Consider the following 19,838-nt stretch of genomic DNA (forward strand, 5'->3'; position numbering starts at 1 on the left):
CATGCCGTTTCGCTGCGAGATGGCGCCCCTTGTTTCCGTTCCCACCACCGGTGTCGCAATGATCCAGTCTCTTGAAACGCCGACAGCCATCGTGCTTGGCGCGACGCTTATCCTGCTCGCGGCCAGCATCGCGGTAATGGCGACGCGTCCCTGGCCCGCATGGAAAGCCCTTCTGAACCATCCCACGCCGGCAGGCGGCCTCTTGCGCCGCTCGATGCCGCGCCTGCTGGTATTGATGCTGATCCTGAATCTCCTGATCTGGATGGGCGAGCGCCAGGGCCTCTACAGGGCCAGCGCCGCGGTAGCCCTGCTCTCGTTCGGCGATTGCGCACTGGCTTTCCTTGCCTTCTGGCGTACCGCCGGCGTGATGGATGCGGAATACCGCCAGAGAATGCGCAACGCGTCGGATCTGGCCGAGGCGACTTCGCTGCTCATGGCCATCGGCGAAAACGCCAGCGACCCGATCTTCGTGACGGACACCGAAGGCCGGCTGGTCTTTGCCAATCCGGCGATGCTCAGGCTCATGGGCCTTACCCGCGAGGCCGCGCTGCAACATCGCGCCAGTGAACTCTTCGCCGATGCCCATGGCGTGGACATGATCGAGCGTGACGCCGCGCTGGTGATGCGAGATCGGGCCTCGGTCAGCGCCGAGCACACGCTGCGGCTGCCGGAGGGCGAGCGCACCTATCTGACATCGAAGTCTCCATGGCTCGACAGCGAGGGCAGGCTGCGCGGCGTGATCGGCATCGGCACCGACATCAGCGAACGCAAGGCCGCCGAAAATTCACTGCGCGCGCGCGAAGCCAATCTCGAGGAAACCATTGCGCGCCGCACCGAGGCGCTGCGCAACATGGCGGACCACCTGGAGACCGTGCGCGAGGAAGAGAAGCGCGCGATCGCGCGCGAGCTGCACGACGACATGGGCGCAGCGCTGACGTCGCTATCCATGCATCTCGAAGGCACGTACGAGCTGTTTCCCGATGAGCCGAAATGGGCCGAGCGCCGTGCCAAGATCCAGTCGCTGCTGCAATCGGTGGTCAAGACCACGCGTCGCATCCAGACCGAGCTGCGTCCAACGATGCTCGATCTGTTCGGCATCAAGGCGGCGATTCATGAATTGGCCGATGACTTCACCGCCAGCAGCGGTATCGCCTGCGAAACCAGTCTGCCGGATGAAGACATCACCATCGGCCACAAGCGCGAGATCGCGCTGTACCGGATGCTGCAGGAGATGCTGAACAACGTGGTCAAGCATGCGCATGCCACGCGGGTGAACATCGTCCTTGACGTGGATGAAGACCGCATCGCGCTGGCGGTGCGCGACAACGGCGTGGGCATCACGCCGCAGCAGCGTGACAATGCCAGCACCTACGGCCTGCGCGGCTTGCATGAGCGCGCGGCGTTCATGGGCGGAACGGTGCGTATTGCCGCGGGGCAGAATGGCGGCACCACGGTGGCGATCGAATTGCCCCTGGCTGACAATGCAAGCCGTCCGATCGAGGCCGAGTGACTCGCCCTATAATGGGCGGCATTTGCGCCACGCCAGATGCCTGCGCGAAGCGCCCTCTCCAGTTTCAGAAAGCGGATTTCGGATTGCAGACTCATACCACGCCCACGCCAGCCGCCCCCGGGCTCAAGATCCTGCTGGTTGACGATAACGAAGACGCCAGTCTGTCCATGGCCGAGTTGCTGCAACTCTATGGCTACGAAGTGCGCACCGCCGCCAATGGCGGAGATGCGCTGCGTCTGGCCGCGGAATTCGAGCCGCAACTGGTGCTGTCCGACATCGGACTGCCGGGCATGAACGGTTATGAATTGGCCCGGGCGCTGCGCCGCGACGCTGGCGAGCGCAGGATCGCGCTGGCCGCGGTCACCGGTTATGGCCAGTCGGGCGACCGGGCGCGCGCCCTTGAGGCCGGATTCGATCATTTTCTCGTCAAGCCGCTGGCGGCCGATGCGCTGCTCAAATTCATCCATGACCAGTTCGATGCCCATTGAGCCGCAGGCAGACGCTGCCTTGCGCGAGGCGCAGGCCGAGGTGTTGCGTCTGCGCGCAATGCTGTCGCATGCGGAAGAGGTGCGCGAGCTTGAGAAGCAGGAGCTCGCGCGCGAGTTGCACAATGATTTCGGCTCCGCGCTCACGGCGCTCGGCATGCGGCTGGCCATCCTGTCGCGCCAGCCGTCGACAGCCGACGGCGTGGCCGAGCAATGGGCCAAGGCCAATGCGATCCTCGCCGAGCTGACCAGGACCGCGCGCCGCATCCAGGCGGACCTGCGTCCCGGCGTGCTCAACATCGCCGGTCTGCCGATGGCGCTGGAGGAAGCGCTGGAAGATTTCGGCGAGCAGACTGGCATTGCCACCAGCCTGCAATTGCCCGATGCCGCGCCGGCTCTTGCGCAGGAACACGCGATTGCGCTGTACCGGATGTTCCAGGAAATGCTGTCCAATGTGCGTCGCCATGCCGGGGCCAGCCGCGTGGATGTCGCGCTGCGCTGTGAAGACGGCAGGCTGCATTTTTCCGTCACCGATGACGGCCAGGGTTTCGAGCCGGCGCAGACCGATTTCTCCGCGACCCACGGCCTGCGGCGCATCCGCGAGCGCGCCGAATTTCTGGGCGGCGCCATGGCGCTGCAATCGGCGCCGCAGCAGGGCACCACGATAGACGTGATGCTGCCCCTGATTGATGACATTCCTTCCACGACGATCGGCAAGCCATGAGTTTTCTGACCTTCGATTTGAACCTGCTGCGCGTGTTCGACGCAGTGATGACCGAGCAGAACCTGACGCGCGCAGCGGAACGTCTCGCCACCACCCAGCCCGCGGTATCGAATGCGCTCAAGCGCCTGCGCGAGACGCTCAACGATGATTTGTTGCTGCGCACCGCGCATGGCATGAAGCCGACCACCCGCGCCGAGGAATTGTGGCCATCGGTACGCCAGGCGCTGGTGCTGCTGGAATCCGCGATCGCGCCGGAAAATTTCGATGTCGCCGAGACGCATGCGACCTTCCGCCTCGCGATGGCCGATTCCACCGCATCGCTACTGCTGCCTGGACTGATGCGCTCGATCAAGCAGGAAGCGCCGGGCATCGACATCCGCATGCTGCCGCTGACCACGCGCGATCCGCGCGCGATGCTGCTGCAAAGCGAGATCGATATCGCGGTCGGCAATTTTCCGGGCGTGGCCGCGCAGCTTGCCGACGGGCAGAGCTCCCTGTCGGCCATCCGTCATCAGCGTCTCTACAGCAGCGAATCGGTGTGCATCATGCGCAAGGAGCATCCGTTGGCCGAAGGCGAACTGACCCTGGATGCCTATTGCTCCGCGCATCATGCGCTGGTGAGTTTTTCCGGGCGGGCGCATGGACCGGCGGATGTGGCGCTGGCCTCGCTTGGCCGCCAGCGTCGCGTCGCGCTGACCGTCAACCAGTTCTATACCGTCGGCCGGGTCGTGGCCGGCAGCGACCTGATCTCGGTGGTGCCGCGCCACCTGGTGGCATCGACCGGCGTGATCGAATCGCTGGTCACGAAGGAATTGCCGTTCAAGCTGCCGGTGGTGCACGTGGACATGCTCTGGCACGAGCGCGACAACCGCAACCCTTCACACAAGTGGATACGCGCGCAGTTCGCCTCGCTCAATTACAGCCAGAGCGAGCATTTCGGTTAGGGCAGGGCGATTGAATGCAGGGCTGCGGATGCCGCCCTGCGACGGGCCTGGCGCGGCGACACCACGTTCAGAGCTTCATTGCGTATCGGCCTGGCCTTCGCCCTTGTCGGCTTCCGTGTCCTGCCTATCCGTCTCGGCCGCGTTCCTGTCGCCGGCCTTGCGCGCGCCACGCGGCTTTTGCGGCGCATCGCCTTGGCGCATCACCTCGCGCAGACGCTGCAGCAGCGCATATTCTTCCGGATCGGTCTTGGCCAGGCGCTTCTCGCGCCAGCCGTAATACACCATCAGGCCCAGCGTCGCGGCCACGCCGATGGCCAGCTTGCCCTTGTGCTCGGAAATCAGGTTCATCGCATCCCCGGCCAGCGTCGATGCTGCCTCGCCGGAGTTCGCATCCAGAGCCGGCTCGCCCGCAGGCGGCTCGGCGGATTCGGGATGATCGGAAGAGGAAGCGGCTGCGGTTTTCAGCGGATCTTGCTCAGCGGGTGTGGACATGGGGCGCCTTTGCGAATTCGGGGGTGGTCAAACCATGTCGATTAGGTGCGTATGCCGCGAAGTGGTTCACCGCGGCATCGTCTTTTCTTGCTTGTCGATAATGCGCTGCGCCATGTCACGGCGCCGGGGTCTGCAGCGCGCCGGGCAGCGTCGGCGCGGCGGCGAGCCGGCGTGTCTGCGCACGGTGCGCATATTCCGCGCGCGGCGCCAGGTCCAGGCCGGAACCCGAAGCCGCCATGCTGGTGCCAGGCGGAAGATACTTGCCCGCGAGACCGGAGCGCTCACGCAAGCGGTAATCGTATTTGGCCGCCTGGGCAAACACGTCATGCGACACGCTGAAATTGTTGCTGACTTCCCCCTTGGCACGGGTATCGCCGACGCGGGTGCCAAGGTCGACCTGAAACACCTTGCCGGGCTCGCCGCGATGGTTCACGTCTTCAGCAAAGATGCTCAGGTCGCTCTTCCTGCTGCCGACCAGCAGGTTGTTGACTGCCTTCAGCGCCTGCAAGCCGGTCGGCATCTTCAAAAAATTGCCGCCGCCTTCGCGGTCGTCAACGATGGTGTTGTTGACCAGGTAGAGCTCGTTCCTGCGCTTGTTCATGCCTTCCGCGCCGACCGAGATGATGGCCGAGTTCTGCGTGGTCGGCGCCTGCTCGATGATGTTGCCGATCACATAGTTCACGCCGCCGTTCGGAAATTCCAGTTCATAGCTGCCCTGGCCGCCGGCCTCGTCGGTCAAGCGGTTGTAGGTGATGAAGTTGTTGTCGGCCCGGCTCTTGAGCAGGTGGCCGCCGGCGGTGTTGTGGAAATAGCTGCCGATTACCTTCAGCCGCGGAATCGAGCCGACGTACAACTGGTGCGCATTGCCGGCCTCGGTGCCGTTGTGGTCGAACTCGCTGTTTTCGATATTGAGTTCGCTGCCTTCGCCGCTGGTGAGGATGCCGTTCTCGTTGTCGGCAAACAGGCAGTTGCGCACCGTGAGCTTGCCGTGTTCGAAGCGGATGCCGGCGCCGTTGTGGTCGGGCACGCGCGCGCCGTGGAATTCAATGTTCTCCACCAGGATGTCGCCGCCGCGCATTACCCAGATCGCCTTGCCTTCGGCATTGGCGCCATTCGCATTGAGCTGGGCGCGGCCGCCGACGGCGCGGATGACGAGCCGGTCCTGGTTGAATACGGCCACGTCGGCCGGATACACGCCAGGATCGATCAGGATGGTGTCGCCGTTTCTGGCGCGCTTCGCGGCTTCGGCGATGGTGCGCAGTTCGCGACCGGCGCCCACGCGCAGCGTGGTCGGACCCGCTGCGATGACGGCAGGCGGCGTCGCATCGGGAGCGGGGCGCGGTGCGACCTGGGGCTTGGCGGGATTGGGCTGTGCGCTGGCGCGCGGCTGCTGGGCCACCGGCGGTTCGGTTTTCTGCGACGGCGCCGCCTCGCCATTGTCGCCGCGGCCGGGATCGGCAAAGGGCATCACGACCACGCCACCCTTGCCATCGCTGCGTAATTCCCCCTTGTAGGAAGGCTCGGGGGGAAGCGATTGCGCGCTCGCCGCGTTCAGCTGCAACGCGGCGGCCGTAACGGACAAGACCAAGTGACGGATCGGTTTCTGCATGCTCGGTTCCCTGTGCCCGGCCGTGGGCGGCTTGACGATGCAGAGGGTTGCAACGCCGCCCGTGGCCGGGAGAATCTGGCGTTCAACCGGCGCCTGGGGCGCAGGCGCGGGACGATGAAATCAGACGTTGAACAGGAAATTCAATACATCGCCATCCTTGACGACATACTCCTTGCCCTCGGCGCGCATCTTGCCGGCTTCCTTGGCGCCTTGTTCGCCCTTGTAGGCGATGTAGTCGTCAAAGGCAATAGTCTGTGCGCGGATGAAGCCGCGCTCGAAGTCGGTATGAATAACGCCGGCGGCCTTGGGTGCGGTGTCGCCGATGTGGATGGTCCAGGCGCGCACTTCCTTCACGCCGGCAGTGAAGTAGGTCTGCAGGCCGAGCAGCTTGAACGCGGCCCGGATCAGGCGGTTCAGGCCCGGCTCTTCCATGCCGAGGTCGGCCAGGAACTCGCCCTTGTCGGCATCGTCCAGGTCGGCGATCTCGGCTTCGATGGCGGCGCAGATTGCGACGATCGGCGCGTTCTGCGCATTGGCATACTCGGTGAGCTGGTCCAGCAGCGGGTTGTTGGTGAAGCCATTCTCGGAGACGTTGGCCACGTACATTGCCGGCTTGGCGGTGATCAGGTGCAGCGGCTGCAGCAGCGCCAGCTCTTCCTGCGACAGTCCAAGGGAGCGCACCGGCTTGGCATTGTCCAGCTCGGGCATGATGCGCTCGAGCAGCGCGACCAGCTTGGCCGCTTCCTTGTCGCCCGAACGCGCCTTCTTGTTCTCGCGCTGGATCGCCTTGTCGACGGTGGCCATGTCGGCCAGCGCCAGTTCGGTCTGGATCACTTCGATGTCGTCGATCGGATTCACGCGGCCGGCCACGTGCACCACGTTCTCGTCCTCGAAGCAGCGCACCACGTTGACGATGGCATCGGTTTCGCGGATGTGCGCCAGGAACTGGTTGCCCAGGCCTTCGCCCTTGGACGCGCCGGCGACCAGGCCGGCGATGTCGACGAATTCCACCGTCGCGGCCAGGATGCGTTCCGGCTTGACAATCCCGGCCAGCGCCTGCAGCCGCGCATCCGGTACTTCGACGATGCCTACGTTCGGCTCGATGGTGCAGAAGGGATAGTTCTCGGCGGGGATGCCCGCCTTGGTCAGCGCATTGAAGAGCGTGGACTTGCCGACATTGGGCAAGCCGACGATGCCGCATTTGAGACTCATGGAATTCCTTTGATGTTCTGGATGGCGGGTGCCCGCTGATGCGATGGGCCCGCATGAACCGGCGCGCGCGGCGGCCGGTCGAAAGAGTGCGCCATTGTACCTCGGTGTGGCGCGCGCATCGCGGCAACGCCGCGCATGGGGCAGGGCGCGGCCTGCGCTATCTATTTGGTCGTATGCAGCTGCATCATCGCCGCCTCGAACTTGCCTTCGCATAGCAGCGGCGTCACTTCGAGGCTTTTCGCGATCGCCTCATCGATGGCGTCCTGCTCCTCGCGCCGCGGCCGGTGCAGTACGAAATCCACCACCGGCTGCGCCAGGTTCATCTGGCGCGGATGGCCGATGCCCAGGCGCAGTCGCCAGTAATCCTGCGTGCCGAGCGCGGCGGTGATGTCCTTCAAGCCGTTGTGTCCGCCGGCAGAGCCGCCGCGCTTGAGGCGCGCCACGCCGGGAGCGAGGTCGAGTTCGTCATGCGCGACCAGCACTTCATCCGGGGCGATGCGGTAGAAGCGCGCCAGCGCGCCCACCGACTGACCCGAGCGATTCATGTAGGTCTGTGGCTCCAGCAGCCAGACTTCCTGCCCGCCTATGCGGATCTTGCCGGCCAGGCCATGGAAACGCGCCTCGCGCGACAGGCTGCCGCCATGCGCGTTCGCCAGGTTATCGACCAGCCAGAAGCCGGCATTGTGGCGGGTTTGCTCATATTCCGGCCCGGGATTGCCGAGACCGACGATCAGACGGATGGCCATGATGTTCTGGTGAAAGCGAAAGAAGCGTGATGGATGTTCAGGTAGCGGCGCGCGATGTCTTGCGCCGGCCAAGAAAAAACCCGCCACGAAGGCGGGTTTGCATGCGCAGGCGAGCGATTACTCGGCCGCGGCTTCGCCTTCGGCGGCGTCGGACTTCGAGCCGGCCGGAATCGACGCGGTGGCAACGGTCAGATCGTCGCCGTGCGCGACCAGGGAGACGCCCTGCGGCAGCTTCACGTTCGACAGGTGGATCGATTCGCCAGCCGCGATGTTCGACAGGTCGACTTCGATGAACTCCGGCAGATCCTTCGGCAGGCAGGTCACGTCGACTTCATTCATCACGTGGCTGATCACGGCCGCGGACAGCTTGACTGCCGGCGAGACTTCCGCGTTCACGAAGTGCAGCGGCACCTTCACATGGATCTTGTGGGTCGCATCGACGCGCTGGAAGTCAACGTGCATGACGATCGGCTTGAACGCGTGCATCTGGAAGTCGCGCAGCAGCACCTGCTGCACCGCGCCGTCGATTTCCATGTCCAGGATGGACGAGTGGAATGCTTCCTTCTTCAGCGCGTGGAACAGCGCGTTGTGGTCCAGCGAGACCGTGATCGGGGCTTCGGTGCCGCCGTAGATGATGCCAGGGGTCATGCCGGCATTGCGCAGGCGGCGGCTCGCTCCGGACCCCTGCTCTTTGCGTGCAAATGCGACTACTTTCATGTTTCACTCCAGGTTGTGCGGGGACCATCCCCGCGTTGCGCAAGCCCCGCGACCAGGGCCCGCAAAAAAGGAATGCGGCATCACGCCGCATTCCGAAGATTCGTAAAACGCGTTATTCCATGAACAGCGACATCACCGAGTCACCGCGGATGATGCGCTTGAAGGTTTCGGCGAGCAGTTCCGCGCAGGACAGCTGGCGGATCTTGCTGCAGGCGCGCGCCGCATCGTTCAGCGGGATGGTGTCGGTCACGACCAGCTCGTCCAGCGGCGACGAGGAAATCCGTTCAATCGCAGGACCGGAAAGCACCGGGTGCGTACAGTAGGCAACGACCTTCTTCGCGCCGCGCTCCTTCAGCACTTCGGCAGCCTTGGTCAGCGTGCCTGCGGTGTCGACCATGTCGTCCATGATCACGCAGTTGCGGCCTTCGACTTCACCGATGATGTTCATCACTTCGGACACGTTCGCCTTCGGGCGGCGCTTGTCGATGATGGCCAGGTCGCAGTCCAGGCGCTTGGCCAGCGCGCGGGCGCGCACTACGCCGCCGACGTCCGGCGATACGACCAGCAGGTCGTCGTAGTTCTTGCTGACCAAGTCACTGAGGAGCAGGGGAGAAGCGTAGATATTGTCGACGGGGATGTCGAAGAAGCCCTGGATCTGGTCGGCGTGCAGATCCATGATCAGCACGCGGTCGACGCCGGCTTCCTGCAGCATGTTGGCCACGACCTTGGCTGAGATGGCTACGCGGGCCGAACGCGGGCGGCGATCCTGGCGCGAATAGCCGTAGTACGGAATGGCGGCGGTGATGCGGCCGGCGGAAGCGCGCTTCAGCGCATCGACCATCAGCATGATTTCCATCAGATGATCATTGGTCGGTGCGCAGGTGGATTGCAGCACGAAGACATCCTTGCCGCGCACGTTTTCATTGATCTCGACGACGATTTCGCCATCGGAAAACTTGGAGACGACAGCCTTGCCGAGCGGGATTCCCAAATGCTTGGTCACTCCCAACGCCAGCTCCGGATTAGCATTGCCGGTAAAAACCATCAGGTTCTCGAGCGCCATGGGATCCCTGAACAAAGTCGTTAAAGTACGGAGAGTACGGAGGTTAAAAGTTCAAAAAGCCGCTCTGCTGGGACGTTTGTCTCGACATGAGCGGCTTATTGTTTTCGCTTCGAATTTAATGGCAGGGGAACAAGGATTCGAACCTTGGAATGCTGGAATCAAAATCCAGTGCCTTAACCGACTTGGCGATTCCCCTACGCAACTGCTTGTTTGCCGCGGTATTTTCGCCAAACTGGGCGATAAATGCAACGTCAAACGAATTCTGTTTCACATTTTCTGCAGACTGGAGAGAGGATGCTGCCCGATTCCTCTTGCCTTCCAGGCTTTCCAGCGTGCCGGCACTGCTGCCAGTACCCGGTCCGCTTGCGCTTCACTGTCGCAGGGCATGAACACACATGCGCCTGATCCGGTCATTCTCGCCTTGCCGTATTCGGCCAGCCATTCGATGGCTGCGGCGACCTCCGGAAACAGCCTTGCTGCCACGGTTTGCAGATCGTTTTTTCCGTATCCGCTTTGCAGCGTTTTGGAAAAGTCCGGTATTGTGACCAGATTCGAATTTCTTGTCAAATCCGGCGCGCGAAAAATTTCCGGGGTTGGCACGGCGACGCCCGGTTCGATCACCACGAACCAGCAATCGAGGCCATCGATGGCCGTAAGCCGCTCGCCCACGCCTTCGGCGAAGGCATTGCGGCCGAAGATGAAGAAGGGCACGTCGGCGCCCAGCGACAGGCCCAGCGCCATCAACTCCTCGCGGCTCTTGCCGGCATCCCACAGATGGTTCAAGGCCATGAGCGTCGTGGCCGCATCCGATGATCCGCCGCCCAGGCCGCCGCCCATCGGCAAACGCTTGGTGACCGCGATGTCCGCACCAAGCCGACTGCCATCGGGCAGCGTCGCTTGCAGCAGGCGCGCGGCGCGCACCACCAGGTCCGATTCCTCCGGCACGCCCGGCAGATCGGTGATGCGGCGGATGATGCCATCGTCGCGCACATGGAAGTCGAGCAGGTCGCCATGATCGAGCAGCTGGAACGCGCTCTGCAGCAGGTGGTAGCCGTCGGGCCGGCGGCCGACGACATGCAGAAAGAGATTCAGCTTGGCCGGAGCCAGGCAATGGTGCAGCGATCGCATCAATCCGCCTCCTACTGCGGTTGCCAGGTGTCGAGCACGATGCGCAGCGAAACTTCGCCAGCCTGCGCCGTATTGCGCGACAGATCGATGCGCTTCGGATGCGGCTTGCCATCCTCGCCGGTTTCCCAGGAGGCGTAGCGGATGCGCCAGCCGTTATCGGTAATGGCCGCCGCATCGCCATCACCGATCGGAATGCGCTGCCCTTTTGCGCTGAAGCCCTGCAGCCAGTCGCGCAGACCCGACACCGGCAGCGGCCAGCCCAGGGTATCGGCCGCCAGCGCATCGGCATTCGCAGCCATGCGCGTGCCCTGGCCGGCCTGGGTCAGCGAAGACATGGCTGGCGTGACGACGATCTCGGCCATCGTTTGCCCCAGCGGGGAAAGCAGCGCGATGGTGGTCGACTCAGGCCGCTGGTTCCAGGTGAAGCTGCCATGCAGCGCTTCATCGCGGCCGTTCTGTTGATAGCGCACCGACAGCCGGCCGCCGATGTCGATGGCGCGATAGTAGCTGCGCTGCGCTTCGGCCTGCGGCGCTACCGGAGCGGTCGGAACGCCGGCGCAGCCGGCAAGGAAAATGGGCAGCGCGCACAGCGCCGCGCGGAATCGAAGACGCATGGAGTAATTCGGAAAGACGGCGCAGCCCGACAGCGAGCCGCGCCTGGGGAATGAAATCACAAATGCACTTGGAGCCGGCCGAGCGTGCTCTTCAGCGTGTCGTTCTTCGGGTCCTTGTTGCTCGCTTCGCGCCAAAGCTTGCGCGCGTCATCGCGCTGGCCGAGCGCCCACAGCACCTCGCCGAGATGGGCGGCGATTTCCGGGTCCGGGCGCATGCGGTAAGCCCGGCGCAGCAGCGTTTCGGCTTCCTTGAGATTGCCGCGCCGGAATTGCACCCAGCCCAGGCTGTCGATGATGAACGGATCGTTGGGCGCAAGTTCATGCGCCTTTTCAACCAGCGATTGCGCTTCATCCAGGCGCAGGTTGCGTTCGGCCAGCGAGTAGCCAAGCGCGTTATAGGCATTCTGGTTCTTCGGGTCGAGCTGGATGATGCGGCGCAGAGAGGATTCCATCACGTCCAGCCGATTCAGCTTCTCGGCCATCATCGCGTGGTCGTACAGCAGATCGACGTTGTCCGGATAGTTCTTGAGCGCGGCGTCGAGCAGATCCAGGCCTTCCTGCGCATGGTTCGCTTCGCGCAGGATCTGCGCTTCGGCCACGATCAGCTGCAGCGCTTCTTCCTTGTCCTCGGTCTTGGCCTCATGCAGCACGCGGCGCGCGCCATCGAGGTCGCCGCTTTTGGCCATGAGCTGCGCGCGCTTGATCTGCGCCAGCAGCCAGGATTGCGGCGCGCCGGCAGGCACCTGTTCCAGCCATTTCAGGGCCGCGGCAGTATCGCCGCGCTGCTCGGCAATCTGCGACAGGATCAAGAGCGCCTGAGTCGGATCGCGTTCATCGTCCGGCTGCGCGGCCAGGCCCTTGACATAGGCGCCCAGGTATTTTTCGGCGCCGTTCAGGTCATTGTGCTGTGCTGCCAGGAGGCCCATCGCATACAGCACGGTCAGATCGCCGGGCTGCTCCTTCAGGAGAATGGTGAATTCCGCGCGCGCCGCGTCGAAGCGCTTTTCCTCGACCAGAAAGCGCGCATAGGCCAGCCGCACCTCGCGCGATTTCGGATTGGCTTTCAGGTAATCGGAGAGCGTCTTCAACGCCTCGTTCTTGTCCGGCTGCACCTGCGCCAGCGTCAGCACCGCAAGCTCTGACTTTGGCGCCATCGACAGCGCGGTACGGGCTTCGCGCACCGCGCGTGTCGAGTCGCCAGCGCCATAGGCGGCCTGCGCCAGCGCGAGATGGGTTTCCTGCAATTGCGGATAAGGCGCAAGCACCTCGTCGAGCAGTTGCAGCGCCGCAGCCTTGTCCGCGGTGCGGGACAGCAGCCGCTGCACCTGCAGAATCGTGGCAGGCAGCATCGGCGCCTTGGCCGACTTGAGCCTGTCCTCGAGTATCGGGCGGGCATCGGCGAAATCGCCTTCCATCAGCGCCATGCCGAGCTGCAGCTGGATGGCGTCGTCGGAATGCGGCGAGATCTCGCGCCACAATTTGATCGCCGCCAGCGCTTCCGTCTTCTGTCTTGCGCCGATCGCGATTTCCGCGGCGCGGCGCGCCAGTCTGGGGTCGCCGGTTTCGCGCGCTGCCTGCAGCATGTTGACGAATGCATATTCCCAGTCGCCGCGCTGCTCCGCGATTTCCGCGCTGAGGAAACGGAACATCGTGTCTTGCGTAAGCTGGACCGAAGGCAGGTTTTCGCCGGGACCAGCCTGCATAGCCTGCAGCCGGAAGCGGTGCGGAGATGTCGTCGGGGTCGCCTGGGCGGCATTGCCGGTAGAGGAGGATTCTTTCGTGGATCCGGATTGCCCCGTGGCGCAGGCGGAAAGGACCGCGCACAGCGATAAAATAACTGAAAGGTTTTTCAAGAGACTATCCTGGCTGGTCAGCAGATTGCGATTCTACGTCGATCATGCGCGCGTCGTTGGCGCGGGCGCTTGCCATTGTAGTCACAAGGCGGCGTGTGCTGAAAAAATTCACCGTTCCCGCTGAATCGCCCTCAAATAACGGATATTCATTCACCTTTCCCGCCAAGTCCTGCATGCCTGAATTACCTGAAGTGGAAGTCACGCGGCGCGGCATTGCGCCGCATGTGGAGGGTCGCACCGTTACCGGCGTGATCCTGCGCCATACCGGCCTGCGCTGGCCCTTTCCCGACAATCTCGATGCGCTGCTGCGTGGCCGCGTCATTCGCGCCGCCGGCCGGCGCGGCAAGTACCTGCTGCTCGCCTTCGACCATGGCACGCTGATCGTTCATCTCGGCATGTCCGGCCATCTGCGCATCCTGCCGGCCGACACGCCGCCACAAAAGCATGACCATGTCGATGTGCTGCTCGGCGAAGCGGCGATGCGCCTCACCGACCCGAGGCGCTTCGGCGCGGTACTGTGGCATGCGCAGGAAGAGGGCGCGGTCGATGGCCATCTGTTGCTGCGCAGTCTCGGTGTGGAACCGCTGGAAGCCGTCTTTTCCGGCGAGACCCTGTACCGGCAAACCCGCAAACGCAGCGCGCCGATCAAACAGGTGTTGCTGGCGGGCAACGTCGTGGTTGGGGTCGGCAATATCTATGCTTCCGAGAGTTTGTTCGAGGCCGGCATCGCGCCGACCACTCCGGCCGGCCGCATCAGCCGCGCCCGTTATGAGCGGCTCGCCGCAGCGATACGTCGCGTGCTGGCCGCCGCCATAGAGCGTGGCGGCAGCACCTTGCGCGATTTCGTCGGTGCCGATGGCCAGTCCGGCTACTTCCAGCAGGACTACTTCGTCTATGATCGCGCAGGCCAGCCATGCCGGGTCTGCGGCGCCGAGATCCGCCAACTGCGCCAGGGACAGCGCTCGACCTTTCATTGTCCAAATTGTCAAAAGTAGCTAACGGATGCTAGGCTGCGAGTAGTTCCGTAGAGCAATAAGGTAAAACGTGAGCCAACTGGTCCAACACTTCGGTGAATACAGCGCATGGAGGGATGGCGTCGCCGCGGCGCTGTCGTGCTACCGCGAGGCGGTCGCCGACGCCAACCTGTCCGATCCTGCCAGCGACGCGCGCATCGTGCGCACGCTGGAACGACTTGCCGAAGACAGGCTGACGGTTGCCTTCGTCGCCGAGTTTTCGCGCGGCAAGTCCGAGCTGATCAATGCCATCTTCTTCGCCGACTACGGCCAGCGCATGCTGCCGTCCTCGGTCGGCCGCACCACGATGTGCCCCACCGAACTGCTGTGGGATGAAGCACTGGCGCCGTCGATCCGCCTGTTGCCGATCGAAACTCGCACCGGAACCGGCTCGCTCGCCGAGCTGCGCGCACAAAACGATGCCTGGACCACGCTGCCGCTGGACATCGATTCCACCGAAGACATGCTGGCCGCATTCGGCCGCGTCAGCGAAACTCGGCGCGTGCCGATCGCCGAGGCGAAGGCCTATGAGCTTTACGATGAGGAAGATCCGGACTGTGGCCTGGCTGCCGGCGCCGATGGCTCAGTCGAGATACCGCGCTGGCGCCATGCAATCGTCAACTTCCCGCATCCGCTGTTGAAGCAAGGCCTGGTGATCATCGACACGCCCGGGCTGAATGCGATCGGCACCGAGCCCGAACTGACGCTGAACCTGATACCGAAAGCGCATGCGGTGCTGTACATCCTTGCCGCGGATACCGGCGTGACCCGCAGCGACATCGACATCTGGCGCAACCACATCGGCGCCGGACCGGGCCGCATGGTGGTGCTCAACAAGATCGACAGCATGTGGGACGAGCTGCGCGGCGAAGCCGAGATCGAGCGCCAGATCGCGCGCCAGGTCGATGCCGCAGCACAGACGCTGGAGCTGGCGCCGGAGCAGATTTTCCCGGTATCGGCGCAAAAGGGCCTGGTAGCCAAGGTTGGCCGGGACGAGGCGCTGCTGGCGAAAAGCCGACTGCCGGCGCTGGAGGCGGCATTGTCCGTGGAGCTGATCCCGGCACGGCGCGAAATGATGCGCTCGCAACTGCATGCCGACGCGGCCGAGCTGTTCGCATCGCGCCAGTCGCTGCTTTCGGCGCGACTGCGCAGCGTGGTAGAACAATCGATGGAGTTGAAAAGCCTGCGCGGCAAGAACCGCAACATCGTCGAGCACATGATGCGGCGCATCGACCTGGAAAAAACCGATTTCGACGCCAGCGTGCAGAAGCTGCAGGGCACGCGCACGGTGCTGTCGCGGCTGGCCGCCGAACTGTTCATGCACCTTGGCATGGATGCGCTGAAGAAAACCACCTTCGAAACCCGCGAGGCCATGAACAGCAGCATGTTCACCTCGGGCATGCGCGACGCTGTGCGCCAGTTCTTTGCCGAAGTGCGCGGCCGGATCATGCTGTCGGCGCAGAAAATCAGCGAAATCAGCGAAATGATGGGCGTGATGTACCGTCGCTTTTCGACCGAGCATGGCTTCGCGCTGTCCGTGCCGAAGGCCTTTACGCTGCAGCGTTGCCTGGATGAGCTGGCCGCCATCGAGGAGGTCTATCAGAAGCAGTTCGGCGCCGCGGCCCTGCTGACCATGCCGCAGCTGACCCTGATGCGCAAATTCTTCGATTCCATCGCGTCGCGGGTGAAAGGCGCGCTCGAAGCGACCAATCGCGACGCGCAAGCCTGGCTGAAGGCTGTCATGGCGCCGCTGGAGACCCAGATCCGCGAACACCGCGAGCAATTGAAGCAGCGTCGCGCCTCGATCGAGCGCATCCACCTCGCGGCCGACGACCTGGAAGTGAAGGTTGGCACGCTGGAGACGATGCAGGCCGAACTCGAAGCGCACCGAACGGCGCTGGCGCAGGCCGAGGCGGGTTTGAAGGCAGCGTTGGCGGCAGACGCCAGCAAGCAGGCGTTGCCGGCCTGATGAAGCGCATCGCCGCAGCGCCTGACGACGCCGCTTTAGCCGACCCGGAGTTTTCTGCCGACGTCATCCGCTGGCAGAAGCAGCATGGCCGCCATGCGCTGCCGTGGCAGAACACCACCGATCCGTATCGCATCTGGCTGTCCGAAATCATGCTGCAGCAAACCCAGGTGACGGCGGTGATTCCATATTACCTGCGCTTCCTGGAACGCTTTCCGGATGTCGCCTCGCTGGCGCAGGCATCGTCGGAAGAGGTGATGTCGCACTGGAGCGGGCTCGGTTATTACTCGCGGGCGCGCAACCTGCACCGCTGCGCGCAGCGGGTTTGCGCGGAGTATGGCGGCGTGTTTCCGGCCGATCCGGACAAGCTGGCCGATCTGCCCGGCATCGGCCGCTCGACCGCGGCCGCGATTTCCGCGTTTTCCCATGGCACCCGCGCCGCGATCCTGGACGGCAATGTGAAGCGGGTGTTCTGCCGCGTGTTCGGCATCGACGGTTTTCCCGGCTCCAAACCGGTGGAGGATGCGCTGTGGCGGCGCGCCGAGGCGCTGCTGCCCGAGCGCGACATGCAGGCCTATACCCAGGGCCTGATGGATCTCGGTGCGACCGTCTGCACGCGCGGCCGACCGGCCTGCGAGCGCTGTCCGCTGGCGCATCGCTGCATCGCGCGCCAGACCGGCCGCACCGCCGAACTCCCGGCGCGCAAGCCCAAGCGCGCCACGCCCGAGCGGCAGGCGGCGATGCTGGTCATCGTCGACGGCGGCGAGGTGCTGCTGGAGCAGCGTCCCGGCAGCGGCATCTGGGGCGGTTTGCTGTCGCTGCCGGAGTTGGCGGGCGAGCCCGACGCTGCTGAGCTTGAACGCGTCGCCGGCCAGTTCGGCGAGATCGGCGCCATCGAGCGGCTACAACCTTTCAGCCACACCTTTACGCATTTCAAGCTGCATGTGGCGCCATGGCGGGTACGGCTGCGCGCGCGGCGTCCGATTGCCGGCGAAGCACCGCATCTCTGGTATCCGCGCGAGCGGCTCGCGCAGGCGCCGCTGCCGGCGCCGGTCAAGAAGCTGTTACTCGGATTGCTGGGAGGGGAGGACTTGCTGAGCGGCCTGGAATAGATAGTCGCTGGTTCAGTGTTCCTGGGCACGGTCGAGGATGCCGTGCTGCTGCAGGTATTGATGCACGATTGCCAGGCGGCTGTGCGCATCCTGCAATTCCAGCAATTTCTGCCGCGCCAGCGTGGAAATCGGCAGGATTTCGCACCAGCGGTTCGCGACCCAGCAGGTGCTGTTCAACAGGAGATCCTTGGGAAACGGCGAAAAACCGGTGCCGCCTTCAGGCCCGCTATTCGCCGCTTCGCTGATATCGTCGATCACCAGCTTCAGCGCGCGCGCACAGGCGCGCAGCTCGGGGCTGATCGGGGCATCCTCATCATCGGGAATCAACGCTACCCGGGCTTCGATGCGCTGATCGGCCAGTACTCGGGTTTCCAGAATCCGAAAACGCTGTCCGCCGTTGGTCTGCAACATCAGCAGGCCGAGTTCCGGCATGTCCCATTGCTCGATATGCGCCAGGCAGCCGACCGCATCCGGCACGGCGGCCGTGCCGACTTCGCGGCCGGACTTGATGCGCACTACGCCAAACGGCCGCTCCAGCTTCATGCATTCGCGCACCATGTCGATGTAGCGGGTCTCGAAGACTTTCAGGGGCAACACGCCGCCGGGAAACAGCACCGTATTGAGCGGAAACAGCGGCAGCCAGTCGTGATCGTCGGAGGGGAAGCTCATATCGGCGCCTGGCCCTTGTTCTCAGGTTGTCAATCGAGTTCGCGATGGCGCTTCAGCACCCGCGCCATGCCTTCAAAATGCGTCGCCAGATGTTCGACGAAATACACCGAACGATGCTGCCCGCCGGTACAGCCGATCGCCACCGTCAGATAGCTGCGGTTGTCGCGCTTGTAGGACGGCAGCCATTTCTCGACGAAAGTGCGGATATCGCCCAGCAATTGCTCCGCCTCGGGTTGGGCGTCGAGGAAGCGGATCACCGGTTCATCCTTGCCGGTCAAAGGGCGCAGCAAAAGGTCGTAATACGGATTCGGCAGCATGCGCACATCGAACACCAGGTCGGCGTCGAGCGGCACCCCGAATTTGAAGGCGAAGGATTCGAATAGCAGCGTCAGCGGCGCGTGCGTGCCGCCGACCAGATCCTTGATCCATGCACGCAGCTTGTTCGCGGACAGGCCGGAAGTATCGATGACCTGTCCCAGGCCTTCGATATCGGCCAGCATTTCCCGTTCGCGGCGTATGCATTCGACCAGGGTAGGGCGGTGCGTCGGGCTGAGGTCGCCGCCATCGCGGTGGGACAGCGGATGGCTGCGGCGGGTCTCGGAAAAGCGGGTAATCAGGGATTCGGTCTTCGCGGTGAGGAACAGTACCTTCACATCATGGCCCTGCTCCTTCAGCCAGCGGATATCCTGCGGCAGCTCGGACAGCGACATCGCGCTGCGTACATCCATGGACACCGCCAGTGCTGCCGCGCCCTCGCGCAGCCGGCTCTCGACGAGCGGGCGCAGCAGCGAAGGCGGGAGATTGTCGACACAGAAATAGCCGGCGTCTTCGAGTGCGTTCAAGCCTATCGATTTGCCGGAGCCGGAAATGCCGGTAATGAGAATGATGCGCATCGGCGGATGATACCGCAAAGCGGTCGCGATCGAAGCCCCGGAGCGAAGGATTCGGAGGCGATACACGGTGCGCGATTGATGTGACGATGCTTCGATCCGATCAACGCACGAAGCGCACCAAGACCTGAGGCTGCGTCAGCCTTGATCCATCGCCTTTTGCTGGCGATCCATGAAGTCCTTCAGCGTATCGATGCCGCGCAGCTGCAGGATGGTGTTGCGCACCGCCGCCTCGAGCAGCACCGCGAGGTTGCGCCCGGCTTCGACCGGGATGACGACCTTGCGGATATGCAGGCCCAGCACTTCCTCGGTCTGCGAATGCAGCGGCAGCCGCTCGTAGTTTTCTTCCAGCGTGCTGCGCCTGACCAGATGCACGATCAGCTTCAGCCGCATTTTCCGGCGCACCGCGGTCTCGCCGAAGATGGTCTTGATGTCGAGCAGGCCGAGGCCGCGCACCTCGAGCAGATTCTGCAGCAGCGGCGGGCAGCGGCCTTCGATCATGTGCGGCGCGATGCGCGCGAACTCCACCACGTCGTCGGCAACCAGGCCATGGTTGCGGGAAATCAGTTCCAGGCCGAGCTCGCTCTTGCCCAGGCCCGACTCGCCGGTGATCAGCACGCCCACGCCCAGCACGTCCATGAACACGCCGTGCATCGTGATGCGCTGGGCCAGTTTTTTCGATAGATAAACGCGCAGGTAATCGATTACCTGGGCCGCGGGCAGCGGCGTGGAGAACAGTGGAATGTTCTTCTCATCGCAAATGCCGAGGATGTAGGCCGGCGTCTCCAGGCCCTGGGCGATGATAAAAGCCGGCGGCTGGCCTGCTACAAGCTCCTCGGTCTGATGTTGCCGCGCCACCGGCGACAGCCGCCTGTAGTAGTCGGTTTCCTGGTGGCCGAAGACCTGGATGCGGCCCGGATGAATCAGGTTCAGGTGGCCGACCTGGTCCGCGGCGGAAACCGCGTCGCCGGAAATCAGTCGCTCGCCGCCTGGAAAGCCGGCGAACCAGCCGAGTTGCAGGGCTTCGCGGTTATCGTCGTACAACTGTTGTATCGACAGCGGCGTGGAGAGCGGCATGGCGTGTGCGGTAA

General features: G+C 63.9%; 19 protein-coding genes and 1 tRNA gene. 7 read left to right on the top strand and 13 right to left on the bottom strand.

Annotation, left to right across the window (positions count from 1 at the left end):
* The first annotated feature begins 58 nt into the window (after positions 1-58).
* The 4 genes from JJB74_RS09125 (at position 59) to JJB74_RS09140 (ending at position 3,663) form a co-directional block, all read left to right on the top strand.
* Positions 59-1,510, top strand: a complete 1,452-nt coding sequence (locus JJB74_RS09125; protein ID WP_200591540.1) for a PAS domain-containing sensor histidine kinase — start codon at positions 59-61, stop codon at positions 1,508-1,510.
* A gap of 83 nt (positions 1,511-1,593) precedes the next feature.
* A complete protein-coding gene (locus tag JJB74_RS09130; RefSeq protein WP_234484074.1) occupies positions 1,594-1,998 on the top strand; it encodes a response regulator in 405 nt (134 codons plus the stop codon).
* Entirely contained in the window at positions 1,976-2,719 is a 744-nt protein-coding gene (locus tag JJB74_RS09135) for a sensor histidine kinase (protein WP_200591541.1), read from the top strand. The genes JJB74_RS09130 and JJB74_RS09135 overlap by 23 nt, the downstream gene beginning before the upstream one ends.
* On the top strand, positions 2,716-3,663 hold the full coding sequence (locus JJB74_RS09140) for a LysR family transcriptional regulator (RefSeq protein ID WP_200591542.1): 948 nt from the start codon (positions 2,716-2,718) through the stop codon (positions 3,661-3,663). The genes JJB74_RS09135 and JJB74_RS09140 overlap by 4 nt, the downstream gene beginning before the upstream one ends.
* A 75-nt stretch (positions 3,664-3,738) precedes the next feature.
* Here the strand turns inward: JJB74_RS09140 and JJB74_RS09145 are convergent, their stop codons facing one another.
* The 10 genes from JJB74_RS09145 to JJB74_RS09190 form a co-directional block, all read right to left on the bottom strand.
* Positions 3,739-4,155, bottom strand: a complete 417-nt coding sequence (locus tag JJB74_RS09145) for a hypothetical protein (RefSeq protein WP_200591543.1) — start codon at positions 4,153-4,155, stop codon at positions 3,739-3,741.
* Between the two features lie 115 nt (positions 4,156-4,270).
* Positions 4,271-5,764, bottom strand: a complete 1,494-nt coding sequence (locus JJB74_RS09150) for a right-handed parallel beta-helix repeat-containing protein (protein ID WP_200591544.1) — start codon at positions 5,762-5,764, stop codon at positions 4,271-4,273.
* 120 nt (positions 5,765-5,884) lie between these two features.
* Complete coding sequence (gene ychF, locus JJB74_RS09155; protein WP_200591545.1) at positions 5,885-6,976, bottom strand: redox-regulated ATPase YchF; 1,092 nt, start codon at positions 6,974-6,976, stop codon at positions 5,885-5,887.
* 161 nt (positions 6,977-7,137) lie between these two features.
* Complete coding sequence (gene pth, locus JJB74_RS09160) at positions 7,138-7,722, bottom strand: aminoacyl-tRNA hydrolase (RefSeq protein WP_200591546.1); 585 nt, start codon at positions 7,720-7,722, stop codon at positions 7,138-7,140.
* Between the two features lie 117 nt (positions 7,723-7,839).
* Positions 7,840-8,439, bottom strand: coding sequence for a 50S ribosomal protein L25/general stress protein Ctc (locus JJB74_RS09165; protein ID WP_200591547.1), 600 nt, complete (start codon positions 8,437-8,439; stop codon positions 7,840-7,842).
* Positions 8,440-8,551: 112 nt separating this feature from the next.
* On the bottom strand, positions 8,552-9,502 hold the full coding sequence (locus JJB74_RS09170; RefSeq protein ID WP_200591548.1) for a ribose-phosphate pyrophosphokinase: 951 nt from the start codon (positions 9,500-9,502) through the stop codon (positions 8,552-8,554).
* 119 nt (positions 9,503-9,621) lie between these two features.
* Positions 9,622-9,698 (bottom strand) — tRNA-Gln (locus tag JJB74_RS09175).
* Between the two features lie 71 nt (positions 9,699-9,769).
* Positions 9,770-10,630, bottom strand: a complete 861-nt coding sequence (gene ispE, locus JJB74_RS09180) for a 4-(cytidine 5'-diphospho)-2-C-methyl-D-erythritol kinase (protein ID WP_200591549.1) — start codon at positions 10,628-10,630, stop codon at positions 9,770-9,772.
* A gap of 11 nt (positions 10,631-10,641) precedes the next feature.
* On the bottom strand, positions 10,642-11,244 hold the full coding sequence (gene lolB / locus JJB74_RS09185; protein ID WP_200591550.1) for a lipoprotein insertase outer membrane protein LolB: 603 nt from the start codon (positions 11,242-11,244) through the stop codon (positions 10,642-10,644).
* Between the two features lie 56 nt (positions 11,245-11,300).
* Positions 11,301-13,097: a tetratricopeptide repeat protein gene (locus JJB74_RS09190; RefSeq protein ID WP_234484075.1), complete on the bottom strand. Its 1,797-nt coding sequence runs from the start codon at positions 13,095-13,097 to the stop codon at positions 11,301-11,303.
* Between the two features lie 173 nt (positions 13,098-13,270).
* On the opposite strand from JJB74_RS09190, the gene mutM reads away from it, so the two are divergent.
* Genes mutM through mutY form a run of 3 tightly spaced genes read left to right on the top strand, consistent with a single transcriptional unit; the run spans position 13,271 to position 17,188 of the window.
* Positions 13,271-14,092, top strand: coding sequence for a bifunctional DNA-formamidopyrimidine glycosylase/DNA-(apurinic or apyrimidinic site) lyase (gene mutM, locus JJB74_RS09195; protein WP_200591551.1), 822 nt, complete (start codon positions 13,271-13,273; stop codon positions 14,090-14,092).
* 49 nt (positions 14,093-14,141) lie between these two features.
* The gene (locus JJB74_RS09200; protein WP_200591552.1) at positions 14,142-16,079 is read left to right on the top strand and encodes a dynamin family protein; all 1,938 of its coding nucleotides are present in this window, start codon (positions 14,142-14,144) and stop codon (positions 16,077-16,079) included.
* Positions 16,079-17,188 (top strand): A/G-specific adenine glycosylase, encoded by a 1,110-nt coding sequence (mutY, locus tag JJB74_RS09205; RefSeq protein ID WP_200591553.1) that lies wholly within the window; start codon positions 16,079-16,081, stop codon positions 17,186-17,188. Before JJB74_RS09200 ends, mutY begins: the two co-directional genes overlap by 1 nt.
* A gap of 12 nt (positions 17,189-17,200) precedes the next feature.
* Here mutY and JJB74_RS09210 read toward each other — a convergent pair whose 3' ends face one another.
* The 3 genes from JJB74_RS09210 to hprK all read right to left on the bottom strand — a co-directional run bounded on the left by JJB74_RS09210 (position 17,201) and on the right by hprK (position 19,824).
* Positions 17,201-17,857, bottom strand: coding sequence for an LON peptidase substrate-binding domain-containing protein (locus tag JJB74_RS09210; RefSeq protein ID WP_200591554.1), 657 nt, complete (start codon positions 17,855-17,857; stop codon positions 17,201-17,203).
* A gap of 29 nt (positions 17,858-17,886) precedes the next feature.
* The gene (rapZ, locus tag JJB74_RS09215) at positions 17,887-18,750 is read right to left on the bottom strand and encodes an RNase adapter RapZ (protein ID WP_200591555.1); all 864 of its coding nucleotides are present in this window, start codon (positions 18,748-18,750) and stop codon (positions 17,887-17,889) included.
* A gap of 135 nt (positions 18,751-18,885) precedes the next feature.
* Entirely contained in the window at positions 18,886-19,824 is a 939-nt protein-coding gene (gene hprK / locus JJB74_RS09220) for an HPr(Ser) kinase/phosphatase (protein ID WP_200591556.1), read from the bottom strand.
* Between the last annotated feature and the right edge of the window lie 14 nt (positions 19,825-19,838).

Origin of the sequence: Noviherbaspirillum pedocola, assembly GCF_016632335.1 — a bacterium.
Taxonomy (GTDB): Bacteria; Pseudomonadota; Gammaproteobacteria; order Burkholderiales; family Burkholderiaceae_D; genus Noviherbaspirillum_A; species Noviherbaspirillum_A pedocola.